Origin of the sequence: Winogradskyella sp. A3E31 (genome assembly GCF_046720935.1) — a bacterium.
Classification (GTDB): domain Bacteria; phylum Bacteroidota; class Bacteroidia; order Flavobacteriales; family Flavobacteriaceae; genus Winogradskyella.
The window spans coordinates 21,154-40,904 of record NZ_JBHNWH010000001.1 but is presented as its reverse complement, the minus strand read 5'-3'; the positions used below and the strand labels follow the sequence as shown (position 1 = coordinate 40,904).

The following is a 19,751-nucleotide window of genomic DNA, read 5'->3' as shown; positions in this document are numbered from 1 at the left end:
TGGCAAAATTAACATTTCTATAGAAATTAAAACCTATAATATTGGATATACTTTTATAATGAATGAAAAAGATAAGGTTATTAAATCGATGAATAAATCATTAAATTATTACTAAATATTAATAATTATTCAGATATTTGGGTGAATTAATCAATTAATAATAAAATAATGGAGAAAACATTACTTTCAAAATGGTGTTTGTATTTACTCTTTCTATTTCCTTTGGGTCTTTTGGCTCAGGAAGTTAAGGGTACAATTACAGACGAAGCAACTGGTATTCCGATAGCGGGTGCTACAGTATTAGAAAAAGGAACTTCAAATGGGACGACAACAAATTTCGATGGGGAATATTCACTTAATGTGAATTCTTTTCCAGCGGTATTGGTCGTTTCGTACCTTGGGTATGAAACCAAAGAAGTTTCTGTGAATTCTGCCTCTACTGTAAATGTACAAATGGCAGAATCTGCTACCGCATTGGATGAAATTGTTGTGACTGGTTTGGCCTCATCAACCAAGCGGTCTAATGCTGCTAACGCAGTGGCATCGGTTTCGGCAGAAGAACTAACTGGTGTGACAGTTCAATCTGGACTGGACGGCGCACTTTACGGAAAATTTAATGGTGCAGAAATTAAAGCAAACTCAGGGGCACCTGGTGGTGGTATTTCTATGCGACTTAGAGGTGTAACTTCTATTTTCGGAGATCAACAACCTTTATTTATAGTGGATGGGGTTTATGTTGACAATTCCTCAATTGGATTAGGTAATAATGTAGTAAGTCAAGCTGCAGGTGGAGGTAACGCATCGACAAATCAAGATGATGCCTCTAACCGTATTGCAGATATTGATCCAGCTGATATTGAAAATGTAGAAATACTTAAAGGAGCTTCTGCGGCGGCTATTTATGGTTCTAGAGCAGCTGGGGGTGTGGTTATTATAACTACAAAACGTGGTAAACTAGGAAAGCCACAAACTTCTTTTTCTCAAGTTTTTGGGTTTAGAAGCCCAACACAGTTATTAGGTTTAAGAGATTATACGCAAGCTCAAATTACAGCTTTAGGTGGTCCTAATAACCCGACACTAAGAGATTATGAAGCAGAGCTTTTTGATAATACGGTAGTGTCTTCCACTACACGCTTTTCAACATCAGGCGCTAATGAAAATTCCGATTACTTTTTTGGCGCTACACACAGAGATGAACCTGGATTAGTAGATAATACAGGATATAGAAAAAGTTCTGTTCGACTTAATATTGGACAACGATTCAATGATTGGCTAGATTTATATGTAACAACCAATTATATCAATTCTCAATCAGATAGAGGGTTTTTTAATAATGGTAATGCTAACAGAACAGTTGGTTATGCATTAGCGTTTACGTATCCATGGGAAGATTTGTCACCAGTTGATGGTGTTTATCCTCAAGGTGGTGCTGGATCAAATGTCCTAGAAACAGTTGCATTAACTACAAATAGGGAGGAAGTTAACCGATTTATAGGTAGTGCTAAAACTAATGTTAAGTTACTAACAAGAGATAACCAAAGGTTAAAATTAGTTTTAGAAGGTGGTTTTGATCAATATACTTTAAGAACCACAAGTATTTTCCCTAGCGGGTTGACTTATTTTAGAGATCCATCTTCTCTAGGAGGCGTATCTATTTCAGGAACTACAGTAAACACAAATTATAACCTTTCTGCCTTTTTGGTACACAACTTAGATTTAGATAATGGTTTATCGTTTACAACTCAAGTAGGTAGCTTCCTTCAAGACTTTGATAGAAATACGGTCATTACCATTGCAACCGGTTTAAATGGTTCCCAAACTAATTTGGGACAATCAACAAACGTTTCAACGCAGCAAACTATAAGACCACAAAGAGATAAAGGATTTTTTGCTCAAGAGGAAATCAATTATAATGATCAACTTATAGCAACTCTTGGTATTAGAGCGGACAAATCGACAAATAATGGTGATGCAAATGAATTTAATTATTATCCGAAAGCAAATTTAGCTGTGAATTTACATAAGTTTGATTTTTGGTCAGTCGATGAAATTAGTTCATTAAAACCTAGAATAGCCTATGGGGAAGCAGGACGTTTTCCAAATTTTAATGATCGATTCTCATTAATGAATGCACAATTTATTGGAGGAACATCAGGATTGAGTCCAGGTAACTTAAGAGGTAATCCTGATATTGGTCCAGAAAGACAGACGGAGTTAGAATTCGGTCTAGATATTGGTCTCTTAAACAATAGGTTTACTTTAGAAGCTTCTTTTTATAACAAGACCATTAAAGATTTATTAATCCAATCACAGTTTCCTACATCTTCTGGATTCACCACAGAAGTTGTTAATGGAGGAGAGCTTGAAAATAAAGGAGTTGAATTAGGTCTAAACGCTAACATTCTTCAAAAGGATGATTTTTCATGGAATGCAAGTTTTAAGTGGTGGAAAAATAAATCAGAAGTAACTAGCTTAGATGTGCCTTCATTTACAAATGGTGGGTTTGCAGCTTCTTTAGGAACTTTTTTAATCCAAGAAGGAAAAAGTGCAACACAAATTGTGGGAACATATAATCCTGCAGACTTTACGGCAGAAGAGATCGCTAGAAGAGACCCCGAAGGTGATGGTTTCTTTGTATATGGTAATGCAGAACCAGATTTCCAGATGTCTTGGTTTAATGAAATCAGCTACAAGGCTTTCGATTTTACATTTTTGTGGCATTGGAAAAAAGGAGGTGATAACATCAACTTAACTACTTTATTATATGATTTAGCTGGGACCACTTGGGATTATAATGATACTGGTTTAGATCCTAGTGGACAGTTGTCTAATGGAGATTATAGAGCAAGCCAGGCATTTGTAAACCCTGATCCAGTTATAGAGGATGCGGGCTATTTAAAATTAAGAGAAATTGGAGTGTTCTATACTCTACCTGATGGGTTGATTCCATATACTGAAAAAGTTAAGATAGGTCTTTCAGGGAGAAATCTAATAAACATTTTCGATTATAATAGTTATGATCCTGAAGTGTCAAATTTTGGAAATAATGTATTGGCTAACAATGTGGAGGTAACTCCATATCCAGTTTCTAAATTTGTTAATTTCCATTTAAATGTTAACTTCTAAAAGAAAAGAAATTATGAAAAAAGTTATAATAAAATCCGTCTTTGTTTTCGTAGCTCTTATTTTTTCGAGTTGCGAATTAGATGAAATTGAAAATCCCAATGCACCTACTGTAGGTAGTTTTGCAGAGGGTGCCAGTGCGGCAGACATCCAATTATTAGCTACAGGATTAGAAGCCGTAATGAGAAACGATTTAGCCTTCCATTATGATACAGTGAGTATATTAGGTAGGGAATATTACGACCTCACAGGCGTTGATCCTCGTTATACGGGTGAAATTCTTAAAGGTCCTTTAGATAATAATGGATTTTTAACTACTCGAGCTTATGCAGCTTGGTATAAAGTTGTTCAATCGGCTAATATTTTGATTGAAGCAGTTGAAAATTCTGTTGCTGGTTTCTCAGACCAGGATAAGAATGCTTATTATGGATACGCTAAAACTTTAAAGGCTTATGCGCTTTTAATGGTTGCAAACCGTCAATATACCAATGGAATTCGTTTGGATGTTGCCGATCCTGATAATCTGGGACCAAATGTGGGTTATGATGATGCACTAACTGGAATTATGAGTTTATTAAACGAAGCTAATACCGACTTGTCTAATGCGACGTCCGATTTTATTTCCGTTAGTGATGGTTTTGCTGGTTTTGATACAGCAGCAACTTTTGCTGAATTTAATAGAGCACTCGCAGCACGTGTGGCATTGTACCAAGGTAATAATGGTATGGCACTTACGTTGTTAAATGACTCTTTCTTTGATATTAGTGGTGATTTATACAATGGACCAGCACATATATTTGGACTCACAGGTAACGATATATCAAATGCTCAATTCCATGTTCCTTTACAATCAGGTCAAGAGTTTATGGTACATGATTCTTGGATTGCTGATGCTGAAGCTGGTGATACTCGTGTTGCAGAAAAAGCAATAGAACTTCCTGGCGGGACAATGTTTGATGGATTATCTGCAGACTATCAAATTGCAGTTTATGACAGCAATGTAGATCCTGTATATTTAATTAGAAATGAAGAGTTGATTTTAATCTATGCTGAGGCAAATATTGGAACTAACAATGCAGAAACTATAGTGGCAATAAATACAGTTAGAAATGCTGCTGGGCTACCAGATTATGTAGGTCCAATTGACAATGCGGGCTTATTAGCTGAAGTCTTAAATCAAAGACGTTACTCATTATTGGCTGAAGGTCACCGTTGGGTAGATCTAAGGAGATTAGGTCTTTTAAACGCATCCAATATTCCGTTAGATAGAGCAGGAGATAATGTTATAGATGCATTCCCTACTCCATTTACAGAGCAATTGAATTAGTAATAGCTCTTTTATAGATAAGTAGAAGCCCTAACAAAATTTGTTAGGGCTTTTTAATTTTTATGAAGCTGTTTCGAGAGTTTCTAATTTAGAGTCTTGAAGCTTCGTTTTAGAACGCAACCACATTTTCAACTTCATACTTAAGAAGAATAAAATAGGTACAATAACTAGGGTTAAAAAAGTAGCAATCAATAAACCATAGATTACTGTCCAAGCCAAAGGACCCCAAAATACGACGTTATCACCACCCATATAAATGTTAGGGTTGAATTCTGAGAATAACGTAAAGAAATTGATGTTTAAACCAATGGCTAAAGGAATTAACCCCAATATTGTTGTAATTGCTGTTAGTATTACTGGTCTTAAACGTGCCTTACCAGCTTTTACTATGCAGTGAAAAAGATCTTCAGTTGAAAGATACTCGTCGTTATCTAAACCTAATTCATTCTTCTTTCTGTCAATTATAAGTTGTGCATAATCTAAAAGGACCACACCGTTGTTTACTACAATTCCAGCAAGAGAAATAATACCTACCATGGTCATCATTATCACAAAGGCACTCCCTGTAATAACGATACCACCGAACACACCAATTAAACTCAATAAAATAGCGAGCATGATGATGGTTGGTTTTGAAATGGAATTAAATTGGAATATCAATATGAAGAATATCAATCCTAAGCCTGTAAAAAATGCTCCCATTAAAAATGCCATTTGTTTGTTCTGTTCTTCAATTTGGCCTGTATAATCTATTTTTATATCGGACGGTAGCCCTTCAAAACTTTTCATTTCATTTTGAATTTGAGTAACTATCGCTCCTGCATCTGTGTAGCCGGGAGCTAATGCAGAATATACCGTTACCACACGTTTAGTGTCCTTGTGCTTAATAGCGCTAAATCCTGAATTGTTTTTCTGACTGGCTACTGCAGACAAAGGAATTTCCTTTATCTGACCTGTGTTGTCCCTAAAGGTGATGTTTTGGTTAAACAATGCGCTTGTGTTATACCTTAGGTCTTCATCAAACCTTACATAAATATCAAAGTCGTCGCCATCTTCTTTATAAATACCTGCCTTAGACCCAAAAATTGAATTTCGTAATTGATCCCCGATTTGTTTAGCAGAAACACCTAGTTCACCAGCTTTTTCTCTATCAATTTCCACTTGCATCGTTGGTTTATCCTTATTCACATCAATTTTAAGCTCATCAATACCTGCAATATTTCTGGAGTTGATAAAATTACGCATCTGCTCAGCTGTTGCGATGAGTTCGTTGTAATCCTTACCTTCAATTTCGATATTTATTGGTGCACCAGCGGGTGGTCCGTCTGCATTTTTTTCAACAGAAATTAGCACACCTGGATAAATCCCAACTAAAGCTTCCTGTACTTTTTGGCGTAGTAACTCACTGTCTTCACCACGACGGTATTTAAATTCGCGCATTGAGGCCGTGATTTTTGCTTTGTGAGGCATCTCAGCTGCTGAGCCAGCATCAGTTTGTGGATTTCCGGCACCTTCCCCAACTTGGGACACTGCACTTTCAACTAAAAAGTTCCGACCATCATCCATATACTGATCTTGGTTGATGACGTCATAAACCCGCTCTTCAATCTGCTTGGTAATAGCATTGGTTTTTTCAATGGCCGTACCTTCAGGGTATTCTATGTAAACAATAATCTGATTGGGTTTGTTGTCTGGGAAAAATTCAATTTTTGTACGTTGCTGGCTTACTGAAATTCCGAAAGCCATAAACGCAGCAATTAAAAGAAAAAACACTCCTGCTGTTAGAAAGTACGGGCGCCTTTTTGAAAGCGCACCAGTTAACATCCGCTCGTACCAATTTTCAAGTTTTACCAAAGATTTATTCTGAAAATTATTGGCCCACTTTCTAATGAAAAATCGATAGGCCCATAACATAATGGCTGTAAAAACCATAACCGTACCTAAGCCTCGATAAGCGCCACCAAAAATGAGCATCAACAAACCAATACTTGCAACGATAATAGTAGTCCTTATAATTTGTTTTAAGGGCATATCCTTGTCTTCAATCCTCATAAATCGGGATACCAAAACTGAATTAAAGAAAATTGCAACAAATAAAGAAGAACCTAAAACTACAGAAAGTGTAATAGGGAGTATCTTCATAAATTCACCCATAATACCTGGCCAAAATGCCAATGGCACAAAAGCAGCAACTGTCGTCATTGTTGATATTATAATAGGAAATGCAATTTCCCCAATTCCTCTTTTTGCAGCTTCTATCCTTTTCATTCCTTCATCTTCCATCAGTCGGTAAACGTTTTCTACAACCACAATTCCGTTGTCTACTAACATTCCTAGTCCCATAACTAACCCGAAAAGCACCATGGTATTTAAGCTATAGCCAATAATGTTTAAAATCATAAGAGACATAAACATGGACATGGGTATGGCAAATCCAACAAAAAGCGCATTCTTAAAACCTAAGAAGAACATTAATACCGTAACGACGAGAATAACACCAAAGATGATGTTGTTGACCAGGTCATCTACTTGTCCTATAGTAACAGAAGATTGATCATTGGTAATTGAAACTTCCAAATCTTGTGGAAATTCACTTTCAATGGCCTCTTGTACAATCCCCTGAATTTTCTCAGCAGCAGCCACCATGTTTTTCCCGGCACGCTTCTTTACATCGAGCATTACAACGGGCTTTCCAGATTTTCTAGCAAACGTAGTTTTATCTTCTTCATGGAAAGAAACATCGGCAACATCCTTTAAGTAAATTGCATTTCCGTTTTCGGATTTTACAACGAAGTTTTCGAGCTCGGAAGGTTTTTCAATTTCTCCAATGACCCTAATGGTCCTTCTTTGTCCGCTAGCTTTAATGTTTCCTGCAGATTGGGTTAAATTTCCTTGACTGATTGCTCCTAAAATATCATTAAAGGTTACTTTGGCAGCCATCATTTTATAGATGTCCACTTCCACTTCAACTTCTTTATCTTGGGCACCACGGATATCTGCTTTTTTTATTTCTGGTAAATCTTCTATTTCATCTTGAAGATATTCAGCGTACTCTTTTAGTTTTTCAACAGGGTAATCTCCAGAGATATTTATGTTTAGGATTGGCATTTCCTCAGACAAGCTTAACTCAAACACATCTGGTTCTACTTTTGCACCATTAAACGTTGGCCAATCCTCTCCAGAAGTTTCAGAGTCAATTTCATCCTTCACTTTTTGTTTTGCTTGTTCTACAGTAATATTTTCATCAAACTCAACAATCAGCATAGAATAATCCTCTTGGGATGTCGATGTAATTTCTACGACATTACTAACCGTTTTTAGTTGGTCTTCTAAAGGATCGGTCACAAGCTTTTCAATATCTTCGGCAGTATTACCAGGAAACACAGTGCTTACATAAATCTTCGTTTCATTTACCTCCGGGAAATTTTCTCGGGGCATGCTAAAGAAAGCTGAAACACCCAAAAAGAAGAATACAGCAATGAGAACATACATTGTGGTTTTGTTGTTGATTGCCCACGATGATAAGCCAAATTCCTTTTCGGTATTTTTTTTGTTTTTAGTCATTTGTCTATAGTTTTAGACGTTAGTTAGAAGTCGTTAGTCTTGAGTTTTTAGACGTTAGACTTGTTTAAGTATTTTTGAAGACCAGATGTCATTTTAGATAATTCCTCTAATTTTTGTCGGTTATTTTGGTCAATTTCTTCACTAATGTAATTGAGTCTTTTTGCAATAGTTGAGCAAACCACACACTCTTTTATTGAGCCTTTGGAAATGTTCAGAAATCTATTGAATTGTGAATTTGTATCTCCAGAACCTTCAGCAATATTCAAAGCAATTGAAACAGAGGCTCTTTGGAATTGTGAACTTAATCCAAACATTTCTTTCTTCGGAAAATTGTTTGTAGTTCTATAGGTGCTATCTACGAAATCTAAGGCGCTTTGATAAACTTTTAAATCTTCAAAACTGAATTTAATGTCTTTCATATCTGTAATTTTTTAGTTTCTAACGACTCTCTACTAATGACTCTCTACTAATGACTCTCATCTATTTTCAAAACTTCGACTGACTGTCCATCACGTACACTTCTCGCTCCTTCTTTAATAATTTCAGCACCCTCTTCAAGACCACTTAAAATTTCGATGACATCTCCTTGTTGGCGACCAGTCTCAACAATCACACGAGTTGCTTTTCCAATGCCATCAGACCCTTTATTACTGACCACATATACATATTGCTCCCCTTCTGCATTTTCTGAAATGACACTTTGTGGAATTAGCAAAGCGTTTTCGTTGGTGTAGTCATTAATTTTTAGCCGAGCTGTGAGGTTTGGCTTTATAGTTTTGTTGTTATTAGGAATTCCAATTTCAACCTTGAAAGTTCGGTTTGCAGGATTTATAAAATCACTGGTCTGACGTATCTTGGCATCTATAGTTTCTCCTAATACAGGAAGGTTTACTCTAACGCTTTTCCCTGTTACGACATCTGACACATAGCGTTCAGGGACGTCGGTCTCTATATACATATTGTCTAAGTTTACAATACGCATCAGAGGCGATTGCCCAGCAGCAACAACATTTCCTTGCTCTGTTATTACATCGTCAATAGTACCAGCAAAAGGGGCATTGACCCTAGTCTTAGCAATTTGTTGTTTTAATTGGTTTACGGCTTCTTGTTGTGATTCGTAAGTAGATTTAGCTTGTAAATATTGAATTTCACTACCAATATTTTGATCCCAAAGTCGTTTTTGACGTTCAAAAGTCGTTTTTGCCAACTCTGCCTGAATCTGTAATTGTGCAACTTGTTGACTCAATCCGCCATCATCAATTTTAGCCAATAACTGTCCTTTACTTACTTTCTGACCCTCCTTTACATAGACATTGGTTAATATGCCGTTATACTCTGGTGTAATGGTCAATAAATTTTTTGTAGTTACGCTCCCTTGCAATTCTATAACGTGATTAAAAACTTCAGGACTGACCTTAAATGTAGTGATTAATGGTGCATTTTTAATGGTATCCATTGTTTTGATCTTATCATCTAAAAGCTTTATTTGATCATTGAGTGACTGTTGCTCGCTAACAAGAGCACCTCTTTTTTCTCTAAGTGTTTTAAGGTCCCCTGTTTCGAGAACACTTTCTATAGAATTTTTTTTATTTCCTGAACAGGAAACAAGAATTAATGTGGTTATGAGTATTAGACTTAACTGTTTCATTGTCTTTAAGTTTGTTGCGGGTTAATTATTGTTTGGTAGATTTAATGCTGTTTCTAATTCAGTTTTGGTATTGATAACATTGAGCATTGCCTCTAGGTAAGCGTTTTGTGCGGAGTACAATTGGTTTTGCGCTTGTCTCAACTCAAAACTCGAAGCAATACCTTCAAAGAATTTGGTTTGATTTTTAGCTTCAATACGTTCAGCAAGTTGCAGGTTGTCTTTCTTTATGTTATAATCTTCTATGGCAAATTGGTAATTGCTCTTGGCAGTTTCAATTTGAAGATTAATTTGCTGTTCTAATTCTGTAAGATTTTCTTCAGCGATATCTAAATTGATTTCAGCACGTTGTGTTTTTGCTTTTCTTCCAAACGAACTAAATATGGGGATGTTTAAGTTTAGTCCGAAGGATGAAAACCCAGACCAATTCTGGTCACTATCAAAAAACGTAAAGTCATCACTAAATCCTAAATACCCGCCATTTAAGTAACCCGTAAGTCGCGGTAGTGCTTTACTTTTTTCGAGCTTAACCATGAGTTCTTTTGAGCGAACATCGTTCTGTGCTATCTTAAAATCTATAGTGTTTTCAACTGAGGAATCTTCTGTTAATAATGCCAATGACACGTTTTTGGCAGCAAGGTTCTCTAAGGAATCCGTTAAGGAAATATCTGTATTGATATTTATTCCAAGGGTAATGTTAAGAAGCTGTTGGCTTATGTTTTTAAGTCTTGTGGCATTTTTTAATGCACTCTCTATTTCAGCCAGTGTAATACGCAATTGTTCTACACTTTCTTCTTCTTCAAGGCCATTTTCATAGATTTTTTGGGTCTCATCTAAGTTTTCGGCAAGAATGGTTTTATTTTTTTCAAGAATTGCTTCACTTTCTTGAGAGATGAGTACGTTGCCATATGCATTGATGACCATTTTTCGGACTTCGAGGTCTGTTTTTTCTTTAGCATTTTTCGAAATTTCTAAAAATACTTTTGAGGCTTGAAGCCCCACCAAATAAGAACCATCAAAGATCAATTGATTTAGGGTCGCTGTAGCGTTGACATTCTGTTTTGTACCAAATACAACTTCTGCAAACTCCCCTTCTTGTCCACCAAAAAATTCTGCAGGAACCAAAGACACTTGTTGTTTTAAATTATTCTGATAACTGGCACTAGCATCAATTTGTGGTAAACCTGTGGCAATAGTCTCCCATTGTTGCTCTTTTGCGGCTTCAATATCGCGCTGAGCATTTTTTGAAGTTCTGTTGTTTTCTAATGCAAAAGCTATGGCTTCTTCCAATGTAAAACTATTGGGGACTTCTTGAGTAAAACTAATAACTGGGACAAGAAATATTAGTAGGGTTATGAGTGGTTTTCTCATGATTTATGATTGATTTTTCTTAATAAATTGGTTTAAAATAGTTAAGCCCTTATCTGTAACAATGGCTCGTAAGTGGTACTCTAAATAGCTTTCCATTAAATATTCCATATTAAACTGTTCCTGAGGGAAAATAGAATCATCTTTAATACCTGTCATACCATTAAAATACATCCGGGAGATAAAATCAATGTCGATATCTTTTCTAAATAATTGCGTGTCCACACCTTTTTGTAAACTTTCTCCAACAGATTCATGCATTTTTTCAAACTGCTTTAAACGCAATGTTTCAAAAATCTGAGGGTAGTATTTTTTAAGCTGATGCTGAGGAGATGTCTTTTCATTCTTAAGGTGTTGCATCACAAACATCTTTATGGCATATAATTCCTCAATAGGGTTGTTAGATGTTTCGCAGATACAATCAATACCATCACAAATGGTCTCAAAAAGTGTAAATGTTACAGTTTCAACTAACTTGGTTTTATTCGGGAAGTGAACGTAAATTGTTTTTTTCGATATGCCCATTTCATTGGCAATATCGTCCATGGTAACACTCTTAAAACCAAGGTTTAAGAATAAGTCAACCGATTTATGTATAATTTTATCTTTCATGTAAGAGTGCAAATATAGGTTAGGAAACTTTAAAAACGAAAAAAGTTTCCAAAGTTTTAATGATTATTTAACATTGTTAACCTTAGTTTCAATTAGAAATAAATAGCTATGATTAGAAAGGCAATTCCATTATTTTTGCTTTATGGAGTATATTGAAAAGTATCAACTGGCCTTTACATCTTATCTCGAAAAATTCACAGTTAATAAAGAGCCGAGAACCTTATATGAACCCATAAACTATATTCTTCAATTAGGAGGAAAGCGTTTACGTCCAGTATTAACCTTAATGACTTCCGAAATCTTTGGGTCAGACTATAACAAGGCCCTAGATGCTGCACTCTCAGTTGAAGTATTTCATAATTTTTCATTAATCCATGATGATATTATGGACGATGCTCCTCTACGTCGCGGTCAACAAACCGTACACGAAAAATGGGATTTGAACACGGGTATTCTATCGGGTGACGCCATGCTGATCTTGGCTTACAAATTGTTTGAAAACTACAATTCTGAAACGTTTAGGGCTTTAGCAAAACTGTTCAGTAAAACCGCTTTAGAAGTTTGTGAGGGGCAACAATATGATATCGATTTTGAAACACAAAACAATGTTACCATCTCCGAATATTTAAAAATGATTGAATACAAAACCGCAGTTTTGGTTGGTGCTGCCATGAAAATGGGGGCGATTGTAGCTAAGGCGTCGGATAAAGATCAAGAATCTATTTACGATTTTGGCCGCTATTTGGGTATCGCTTTTCAGTTACAAGATGATTACTTGGATGCTTTTGGTAAACCAGAAACCTTTGGTAAGCAAGTTGGTGGGGACATCATTGAGAATAAAAAAACCTATTTGTACTTAAAAACGATGGAGTTAGGCTCTATAAAGGAACAAGAAGAATTAATTCATGTTACAGCAGACGAGAAAATATCCTCCGAAGAAAAAGTAAAGAGGGTTAAGGCATTATATGTTAATTCGGGGGCAGAAAAAGCAACATTAAATGCGGTTACAGATTATACAAAAAAAGCATTTACAGTTCTTGAGACACTCCATATAGATCAGTCCAAAAAAGAATTACTGAAACGATTTGGAAATGAATTGATGACCAGAACCATTTAATGACACTGCCAGAAAATTTTGAATCCTTAATTAAGGAAGCTACTGAATTAAAGCTATACAAAAGGTTGATTGTACAGCTCAATAAGGACTTGTTGTATGCCAATGTCGATCTAGAATTTAATAAAGCCACACTCCCCTTGAGTTTAAAACTGACCTTGCAAGAAGAAGTCTTTCATCTTATTCAGAATAAATTCGCAGATTATTTGAATCTACTTTACATCGTAGATGTTTCAGAAGCTAAGGTTAGGAATTTAGACGGAATAGATACTTTAAAACTCTCGGAAGACGTTACTTTTCTCATCTTGCAACGTGAGTGGCAAAAAGTGTGGTTTAAAAATCATTATTCTTAGGGGAATCAGTAGTTGAGACTTTCAAAATATGGTGACTGAGCTTGTCGAAGTCAGAACCAAAACCTCACAAAAGGCATCCACGCATTATTGTAAATACTCTTATCTGAGTCATACAAAATATCATAGCGCACACCAATAGTTACATTGTAGGTGCTATAACCAATGCCCATAAATAATGCCGGGTACCAATAAGAATCTTCTCCTGTCGCTGAAAAAAAGCCTTCTTCATAATCTCGATTTACATAAAGTTCTTCAAATTCTGCAGACACTTGTAATTCTGGAATCGGGTTAACCAAAGTGATTAAGCTTCCTCCAAAAACAGTAGATGAGAAGACATTTTTTTGTCTGCTATAGCTGGCATTAAGACCTATGCCCGTTGCAACAGTCGGATTAAACCTGTAAAGCGCACTTGGTGCTAATGTGCCGCTAAAAAAGCCATCCCCAAAACCAAGACCGATACCTCCTCCAAACTGTACATTGTTCCAAAAGGTAGTTCTGTTTTGCGAAAAAGAGCATTGGTTTGAACATAAATATAGCAACAAGCATAAAAGGAGTAGGTGGGGTGGTTTGGATTTCAGAATTTCCATGCTAAAATTTTGAACTTGCAGTTGTTATAAATATAATAAAATGGATACTGTTTTTTTCAAAAGTTGTACTTTTGTTTAAAATTTACTGAAACGTAAACGTCTTACAGACAACAATGGATAAATTTTCCTTTTTAAACGCAGCGCATACTGCATACTTCGCTGAATTATACGACCAATATTTAGAAAACCCTGATAGTGTTGAACCTAGTTGGAGAGCCTTCTTTCAAGGCTACGATTTTGGCTCAGAAAATTATGGTCTAGATGGTGAGATCATAGAGGGTGTTAGCACACAGATTCCTGAACATGTTCAAAAGGAATTTCAGGTGGTTAAACTTATTGAAGGCTATAGAAACAGAGGGCATTTATTTACAAAAACTAACCCTGTAAGAGCACGAAGAAAGTATGCCCCGACATTGGCTATAGAAAATTTTGGGCTGTCCGAAAGTGATTTGGACACTACTTTTTCTGCTGGTGAGATTCTTGGGTTGAGTTCTATGACCCTTAGAAATATCATCAAACATTTAGAAAGTATTTATTGCGATTCTATTGGGATAGAATATATGTATATCCGTAAGCCCGAAGAAATTCAATGGATACAAAATAAGCTGAACATTAATGATAACCAGCCTAAGTTTTCAAACGAAGAAAAGAAGACCATTTTAAAAAAGCTTAACGAGGCAGTGTCTTTTGAGAACTTCCTTCATACCAAATATGTCGGTCAAAAACGGTTTTCCCTCGAAGGGAATGAATCGCTCATTCCGGCACTAGATGCTATGATTGAAAAAGCAGCTGATTATGGTGTCAAAGAGTTTGTAATGGGGATGGCACATAGAGGCCGTTTGAGTACCTTGACCAATATTTTTGGAAAATCGGCCAAAGACATTTTTAGTGAATTTGACGGTAAAGATTATGAAGAAGAGGTTTTTGATGGTGATGTAAAGTACCATTTAGGATGGACTAGTGATCGAGAAACCAACTCTGGCAAAAGAATAAATTTAAGTATTGCACCAAACCCTTCACATTTAGAGACTGTTGGTGCAGTCGTAGAAGGGATTACTAGGGCAAAGCAAGAAAAGAAAGAGATTGAAGATGCCTCGCAGGTGTTGCCAATTGTAGTTCATGGAGATGCAGCCATTGCCGGACAAGGTTTAGTATATGAGGTTGTACAAATGGCTCAGCTAGATGGTTATAAAACCAATGGTACGGTTCATATAGTGGTCAATAACCAAATTGGTTTTACCACAAATTACTTAGACGGAAGGTCTAGTACTTACTGTACCGACGTTGGTAAAGTAACGTTGTCTCCTGTACTTCATGTTAACGCTGATGATGCAGAAGCAGTAGTACACGCCATTTTATTTGCATTAGACTTTAGGATGGAGTTTAAAAGAGATGTCTTTATTGACTTATTGGGTTATAGAAAATATGGACATAACGAAGGTGACGAACCAAAGTTTACACAACCCTTGTTATATAAGGCTATTTCTAAGCATAGTAATCCAAGGGATATTTATGCCGAAAAATTGTTGTCTGAAAATGTGATTGATAAAGATCACGTTAAAAAGATTGAAAAAGAATATAAAGATAAGCTCGAAGAAAATCTAGAAGACTCTAGAAAAGAAGATAAAACAGTCATCACTGCTTTTATGGAGGAGCAGTGGAAAGATTATAAGAGTGTTGATGAAAAGGAAATGTTGAAAACTATTGATACAACAGTTTCAAAATCAACCTTAAAGGATATTACTAAAACCATTTCTACATTACCAGAGAACAAGAAGTTTATTCGTAAAATTCAACGTTTAGTTGAGTCTCGTCAAACCATGTTCGATGAAGATCGCTTAGACTGGGCAATGGCTGAGCACTTGGCTTACGGAACCCTTTTAAAAGAAGGTTTCGGCGTACGGATTTCTGGTCAAGATGTAGAGCGAGGAACGTTTAGCCATAGACATGCTGTTGTAAAAGTAGAGGATAGTGAAGAAGAGATAGTTTTACTTAAAAATGTTGCAGAAGAACAAGGACCATTTAGCATTTATAATTCCTTATTGTCAGAATATGGTGTTGTTGGCTTCGATTATGGATATGCCATGGCGAGCCCAAAAACCTTAACTATTTGGGAAGCACAATTTGGGGATTTTAGTAATGGTGCTCAGATAATGATTGACCAATATATTTCCTCTGGCGAGGACAAATGGAAAACCCAAAACGGTCTTGTAATGCTTCTGCCTCATGGCTACGAAGGACAAGGAGCTGAGCATTCATCAGGTAGAATGGAGCGTTATTTACAATTGTGTGCTAAGGATAATATGTATGTGGCTGATTGTACAACGCCAGCAAATATGTTCCATTTGTTGAGACGGCAAATGTTGACTAATTTTAGAAAGCCTTTGATCGTTTTCACTCCAAAAAGTTTATTGCGTCACCCTAAGGTAGTTTCAACTGTAGAGGAATTTGCAACAGGAAGTTTCCAAATGTTGATTGATGATGAACAGGTAAAAGCGAATAAAGCGAAAACACTGGTTTTTGTAACAGGAAAGTTCTATTATGATTTGGATGAAGAGCGGGAAAACTTGAAGCGAGAGGATGTTGCTTTGGTACGGATTGAACAACTTTTTCCATTACCAACCGAACAAATGAATGAGGTATTAAAAAAATATAAGAATGCCGATGATATTGTTTGGGCACAAGAAGAACCTCGAAACATGGGTGCTTATGGTCATATTCTCATGAATTTTGAAGGCGCTAAACATTTTAGAATTGCTAGCAGAAGGCCTTACGGATCTCCTGCGGCAGGTAGTTCGGTGCGTTCTAAAATGAGGCATAAAGAAGTTATAGATTACGTTTTTGATAAAAGCAAAAACAACCAGAGATAATTAGTAAAAACATAAATCAGAGCTAAATAAAATAGATTACGATGATTTTAGAAATGAAAGTGCCTTCGCCGGGCGAATCGATTACCGAAGTTGAAATAGCAGAATGGTTAGTCCAAGATGGTGACTATGTAGAAAAAGACCAAGCCATTGCTGAGGTAGATAGCGACAAGGCAACATTAGAATTGCCAGCTGAGGCTAGCGGTACAATTACTCTTAAAGCAGAAGAGGGAGATGCAGTGGCAGTTGGTGCTGTTGTGTGTTTAATAGATACCGATGCTGAAGCCCCTGCATCCGAGACCTACAAAGGAGGTGACGAGGGTGGAGATGATAAAAAGGTTGAAGAGCAGATAGAGAAAGAGAATAAGGCAACTTCAGACTCTAAAGATTCTGAAAAAGCGCCAAGCCCTAAAGAGAAATCTTATGCCTCTGGTACAGCGAGCCCGGCAGCTAAAAAAATATTAGCAGAGAAAGGGGTAGATGCTAAAGATGTTTCTGGCTCAGGAAGAGACGGACGAATTACAAAAGACGATGCCGTTAATGCAGTACCATCTATGGGAACACCAACAGGTGGAAATAGAGGAACATCTCGAAGCAAGATGTCCATGTTAAGACGAAAAGTAGCTGAGCGATTGGTTGAAGCCAAGAATACAACAGCAATGTTGACGACGTTTAACGAAGTCGACATGTCTCCAATTTTTGAATTGCGTAAACAATACAAAGAGGACTTTAAGGCAAAACACCGTGTAAGTCTCGGGTTTATGAGCTTCTTTACTTTAGCTGTTGTAAGAGCGTTGAAAATGTATCCTGCAGTCAATTCAATGATTGACGGTAAGGAAATGCTGTCTTACGATTTCTGTGATATTAGCATCGCGGTATCAGGACCTAAAGGCTTAATGGTACCAGTAATTCGAAATGCTGAGAACTTATCATTTAGAGGTGTAGAATCAGAAGTTAAACGACTAGCACTTCGTGCACGTGATGGTAAAATCACAGTTGATGAGATGACCGGTGGAACGTTTACAATATCCAACGGTGGGGTTTTTGGTAGTATGTTATCGACTCCAATAATTAATCCTCCTCAAAGTGGCATCTTAGGAATGCACAATATTGTAGAAAGGCCAGTTGCTGTAGATGGAAAAGTTGAAATACGACCAATTATGTATGTAGCCTTGTCTTACGACCATAGAATTATTGACGGAAAAGAATCTGTTGGATTCTTGGTGGCAGTAAAAGAAGCTTTAGAAAACCCAACAGAATTATTGATGGATAATGAGGTTAAAAAGGCTCTTGAGTTGTAATTTAATCTCATAAAAAACTAAAAAAGCGCAATTTGACCAAATTGCGCTTTTTTTCTCCCGAACGGGAACTAACTAACTAAATTAACTAATAAATCAATTGAAGAAATTGACTATAACATTTGCTGTTATTATTGTTACAGAACTTACTACTATAAGGATAAAAAATATACGTTCATTTTTTCTCATATTCTTCATTATTTAGGGGACTTAATTATTTAAAAAGGGCCTTAGATGCGGTTAAAATCCAAAGCCCTTTACCTTTTATTGGGGCATGATTAATAGCATTATAAAATTCAGAAAAGTATTTGAGCCAATCAATACGTAGAACTACGTATTTTTTTAGTGTTTTCTTAATTTTTGTGTAAGAAAAATCTTCAATCGCTGATTCTGGTCATTTTTTAAAACAAAAAAGGCCTTGAAAACAAATTCAAGGCCCAAAAATCCTAAAAGGACTTATTAATAGCTGTTATTTCACCCTATATAATTAAAATAACATTGTAAAATTGAAGTAATTTTCAACACGAAACTATACGTAGAACTACGTATTTTATATGCACGCATAACAAAAAAAGCCCTGAGGTTATCAGGGCTTTCAATCCTTAAGCCTAATAAGCAAATATTAAGCTACAATTAATAGCTATATAAAGGTCTGTATTATTTTTTAAATGTATATACGTAGTTCTACGTATTTTGTATGCACGCACAGTTAAATTAAATCTCTAATAAGTATTTTAAATTCTCCTTTGCAAAAGCAAATAAGCTGGTGGCTTTAGAATCTAACTCTAACCTGTTTCTAATATTGGTTTTATGCTTCTCCACTGTACGGGAAGAAATGTTGAGGTCTTCAGCAATCTCTTTAGCTGTTTTTTCTTCAGCAATAAATCTCAAAATCCGCTTTTCTCTAGCAGTCAATTTGGAAATGTTTTTAGGAGCCTCAGGTTGAGCTTCAATAGAATCGGTGAGCTCTGGGCTAAAATAAGATTTGCCGTTATTGATGGCCGCAATACAATGTTCAATTTCATCGAGTGCAAACTCTTTTAGAATGTAGCCAAAAACATTCAGCTCTAATGCTTTGTTATAGTACTGCTCTTCTTTTTCAAGGGTTATTAAAACAATTTTTGTAGGTAGGTTTTCTTGTTTAGATAGTTCTGCAATTTCAAGGCCAGTATAAAAGGGCATCTGAATGTCTAAAATCGCAATATCAGGTTTTAAAGCCCTTATTAAAGCCAATGCCTCTTTTCCGTTTTTTGCACTAGCTACAACATTAAATTTTTGCTCTTCTAAGTAATCCTTCAATCCTTTTAAAATAAGAGGGTGGTCATCTGCAATGAGTATGGATAGATTCATAAGGGTGATTTATAGCTATACTTAAATCTAACTATAATAAGTGAATTCTCACAAATTTTAGTATTATAATTTTAAATAGAGGTATTTTTTCTCATAATCAATAATAGCATTAGCATATTTTAAAATATCTGCTCCGATAATACCATCAACCGGATCAGCACCATGACTTATCAACCCATTTTTCACATGGTCTAAGTTAAAAATAACCAAGGGTAATTTGTCAGCTCTCCACTTTCCGATTTTAAAACTATTGGCTTTAGACATTTTGGTATCCATATTAGATGCACCCGCACCAACCGCCTTTATTTCAGAATCTTCAACTTCTAGAGAAAATAGGTCTATGGCTTCGTTGCCGACACAGCTGTTGGATGCACCAGTGTCTAAAATAAACCTTCCTTTTTTACCGTTGATTCTAACGCGTACTTCAAAATGATTGGTTTTAGTGAACTTTAATTTGGTTTTGGAATACCCTTTGGCCAAAAGGAAATCCTTTAGTAATTCCATAGTTTCGTTTTTGTAAATATAAGATTATAAACATTTACT

General features: G+C 36.0%; 14 protein-coding genes. 6 read left to right on the top strand and 8 right to left on the bottom strand.

Annotation, left to right across the window (positions count from 1 at the left end; translation table 11 throughout):
* Window positions 1–168 precede the first annotated feature (168 nt).
* Entirely contained in the window at window positions 169–3,126 is a 2,958-nt protein-coding gene (locus ACFEMA_RS00180; RefSeq protein ID WP_411765932.1) for a SusC/RagA family TonB-linked outer membrane protein, read from the top strand.
* 13 nt (window positions 3,127–3,139) lie between these two features.
* Window positions 3,140–4,450, top strand: a complete 1,311-nt coding sequence (locus tag ACFEMA_RS00175; RefSeq protein ID WP_411765931.1) for a RagB/SusD family nutrient uptake outer membrane protein — start codon at window positions 3,140–3,142, stop codon at window positions 4,448–4,450.
* Window positions 4,451–4,510: 60 nt separating this feature from the next.
* On the opposite strand, the gene ACFEMA_RS00170 is transcribed toward ACFEMA_RS00175, so the two are convergent.
* Genes ACFEMA_RS00170 through ACFEMA_RS00150 form a run of 5 tightly spaced genes read right to left on the bottom strand, consistent with a single transcriptional unit; the run spans window position 4,511 to window position 11,639 of the window.
* Window positions 4,511–8,014 (bottom strand): efflux RND transporter permease subunit, encoded by a 3,504-nt coding sequence (locus ACFEMA_RS00170; protein WP_411765930.1) that lies wholly within the window; start codon window positions 8,012–8,014, stop codon window positions 4,511–4,513.
* A 47-nt stretch (window positions 8,015–8,061) separates the two neighbouring features.
* On the bottom strand, window positions 8,062–8,433 hold the full coding sequence (locus ACFEMA_RS00165) for a four helix bundle protein (protein ID WP_411765928.1): 372 nt from the start codon (window positions 8,431–8,433) through the stop codon (window positions 8,062–8,064).
* A 47-nt stretch (window positions 8,434–8,480) separates the two neighbouring features.
* Complete coding sequence (locus ACFEMA_RS00160; protein WP_411765927.1) at window positions 8,481–9,662, bottom strand: efflux RND transporter periplasmic adaptor subunit; 1,182 nt, start codon at window positions 9,660–9,662, stop codon at window positions 8,481–8,483.
* Window positions 9,663–9,683: 21 nt separating this feature from the next.
* Entirely contained in the window at window positions 9,684–11,030 is a 1,347-nt protein-coding gene (locus ACFEMA_RS00155; protein ID WP_411765926.1) for a TolC family protein, read from the bottom strand.
* 3 nt (window positions 11,031–11,033) lie between these two features.
* Window positions 11,034–11,639: a TetR/AcrR family transcriptional regulator gene (locus ACFEMA_RS00150; protein ID WP_411765925.1), complete on the bottom strand. Its 606-nt coding sequence runs from the start codon at window positions 11,637–11,639 to the stop codon at window positions 11,034–11,036.
* A gap of 142 nt (window positions 11,640–11,781) precedes the next feature.
* Here ACFEMA_RS00150 and ACFEMA_RS00145 point away from each other — a divergent pair, with 142 nt between their 5' ends.
* Together ACFEMA_RS00145 and ACFEMA_RS00140 are read left to right on the top strand one after the other, a co-directional pair.
* Window positions 11,782–12,756, top strand: a complete 975-nt coding sequence (locus ACFEMA_RS00145) for a polyprenyl synthetase family protein (protein WP_411765924.1) — start codon at window positions 11,782–11,784, stop codon at window positions 12,754–12,756.
* On the top strand, window positions 12,756–13,106 hold the full coding sequence (locus ACFEMA_RS00140) for a hypothetical protein (RefSeq protein ID WP_411765923.1): 351 nt from the start codon (window positions 12,756–12,758) through the stop codon (window positions 13,104–13,106). Before ACFEMA_RS00145 ends, ACFEMA_RS00140 begins: the two co-directional genes overlap by 1 nt.
* A gap of 50 nt (window positions 13,107–13,156) precedes the next feature.
* Here ACFEMA_RS00140 and ACFEMA_RS00135 read toward each other — a convergent pair whose 3' ends face one another.
* Window positions 13,157–13,693, bottom strand: a complete 537-nt coding sequence (locus tag ACFEMA_RS00135) for an alpha-ketoglutarate decarboxylase (protein ID WP_411765922.1) — start codon at window positions 13,691–13,693, stop codon at window positions 13,157–13,159.
* Window positions 13,694–13,806: 113 nt separating this feature from the next.
* Between ACFEMA_RS00135 and ACFEMA_RS00130 the strand changes: the two genes are divergently transcribed.
* Window positions 13,807–16,563: a 2-oxoglutarate dehydrogenase E1 component gene (locus ACFEMA_RS00130; RefSeq protein WP_411765921.1), complete on the top strand. Its 2,757-nt coding sequence runs from the start codon at window positions 13,807–13,809 to the stop codon at window positions 16,561–16,563.
* 41 nt (window positions 16,564–16,604) lie between these two features.
* A complete protein-coding gene (odhB, locus tag ACFEMA_RS00125) occupies window positions 16,605–17,861 on the top strand; it encodes a 2-oxoglutarate dehydrogenase complex dihydrolipoyllysine-residue succinyltransferase (protein ID WP_411765920.1) in 1,257 nt (418 codons plus the stop codon).
* 711 nt (window positions 17,862–18,572) lie between these two features.
* Here odhB and ACFEMA_RS00120 read toward each other — a convergent pair.
* Both ACFEMA_RS00120 and ACFEMA_RS00115 read right to left on the bottom strand, forming a co-directional pair.
* Complete coding sequence (locus tag ACFEMA_RS00120; protein WP_411765919.1) at window positions 18,573–19,208, bottom strand: response regulator; 636 nt, start codon at window positions 19,206–19,208, stop codon at window positions 18,573–18,575.
* 63 nt (window positions 19,209–19,271) lie between these two features.
* The gene (locus ACFEMA_RS00115) at window positions 19,272–19,712 is read right to left on the bottom strand and encodes a retropepsin-like aspartic protease (RefSeq protein WP_411765918.1); all 441 of its coding nucleotides are present in this window, start codon (window positions 19,710–19,712) and stop codon (window positions 19,272–19,274) included.
* Window positions 19,713–19,751: the final 39 nt, after the last annotated feature.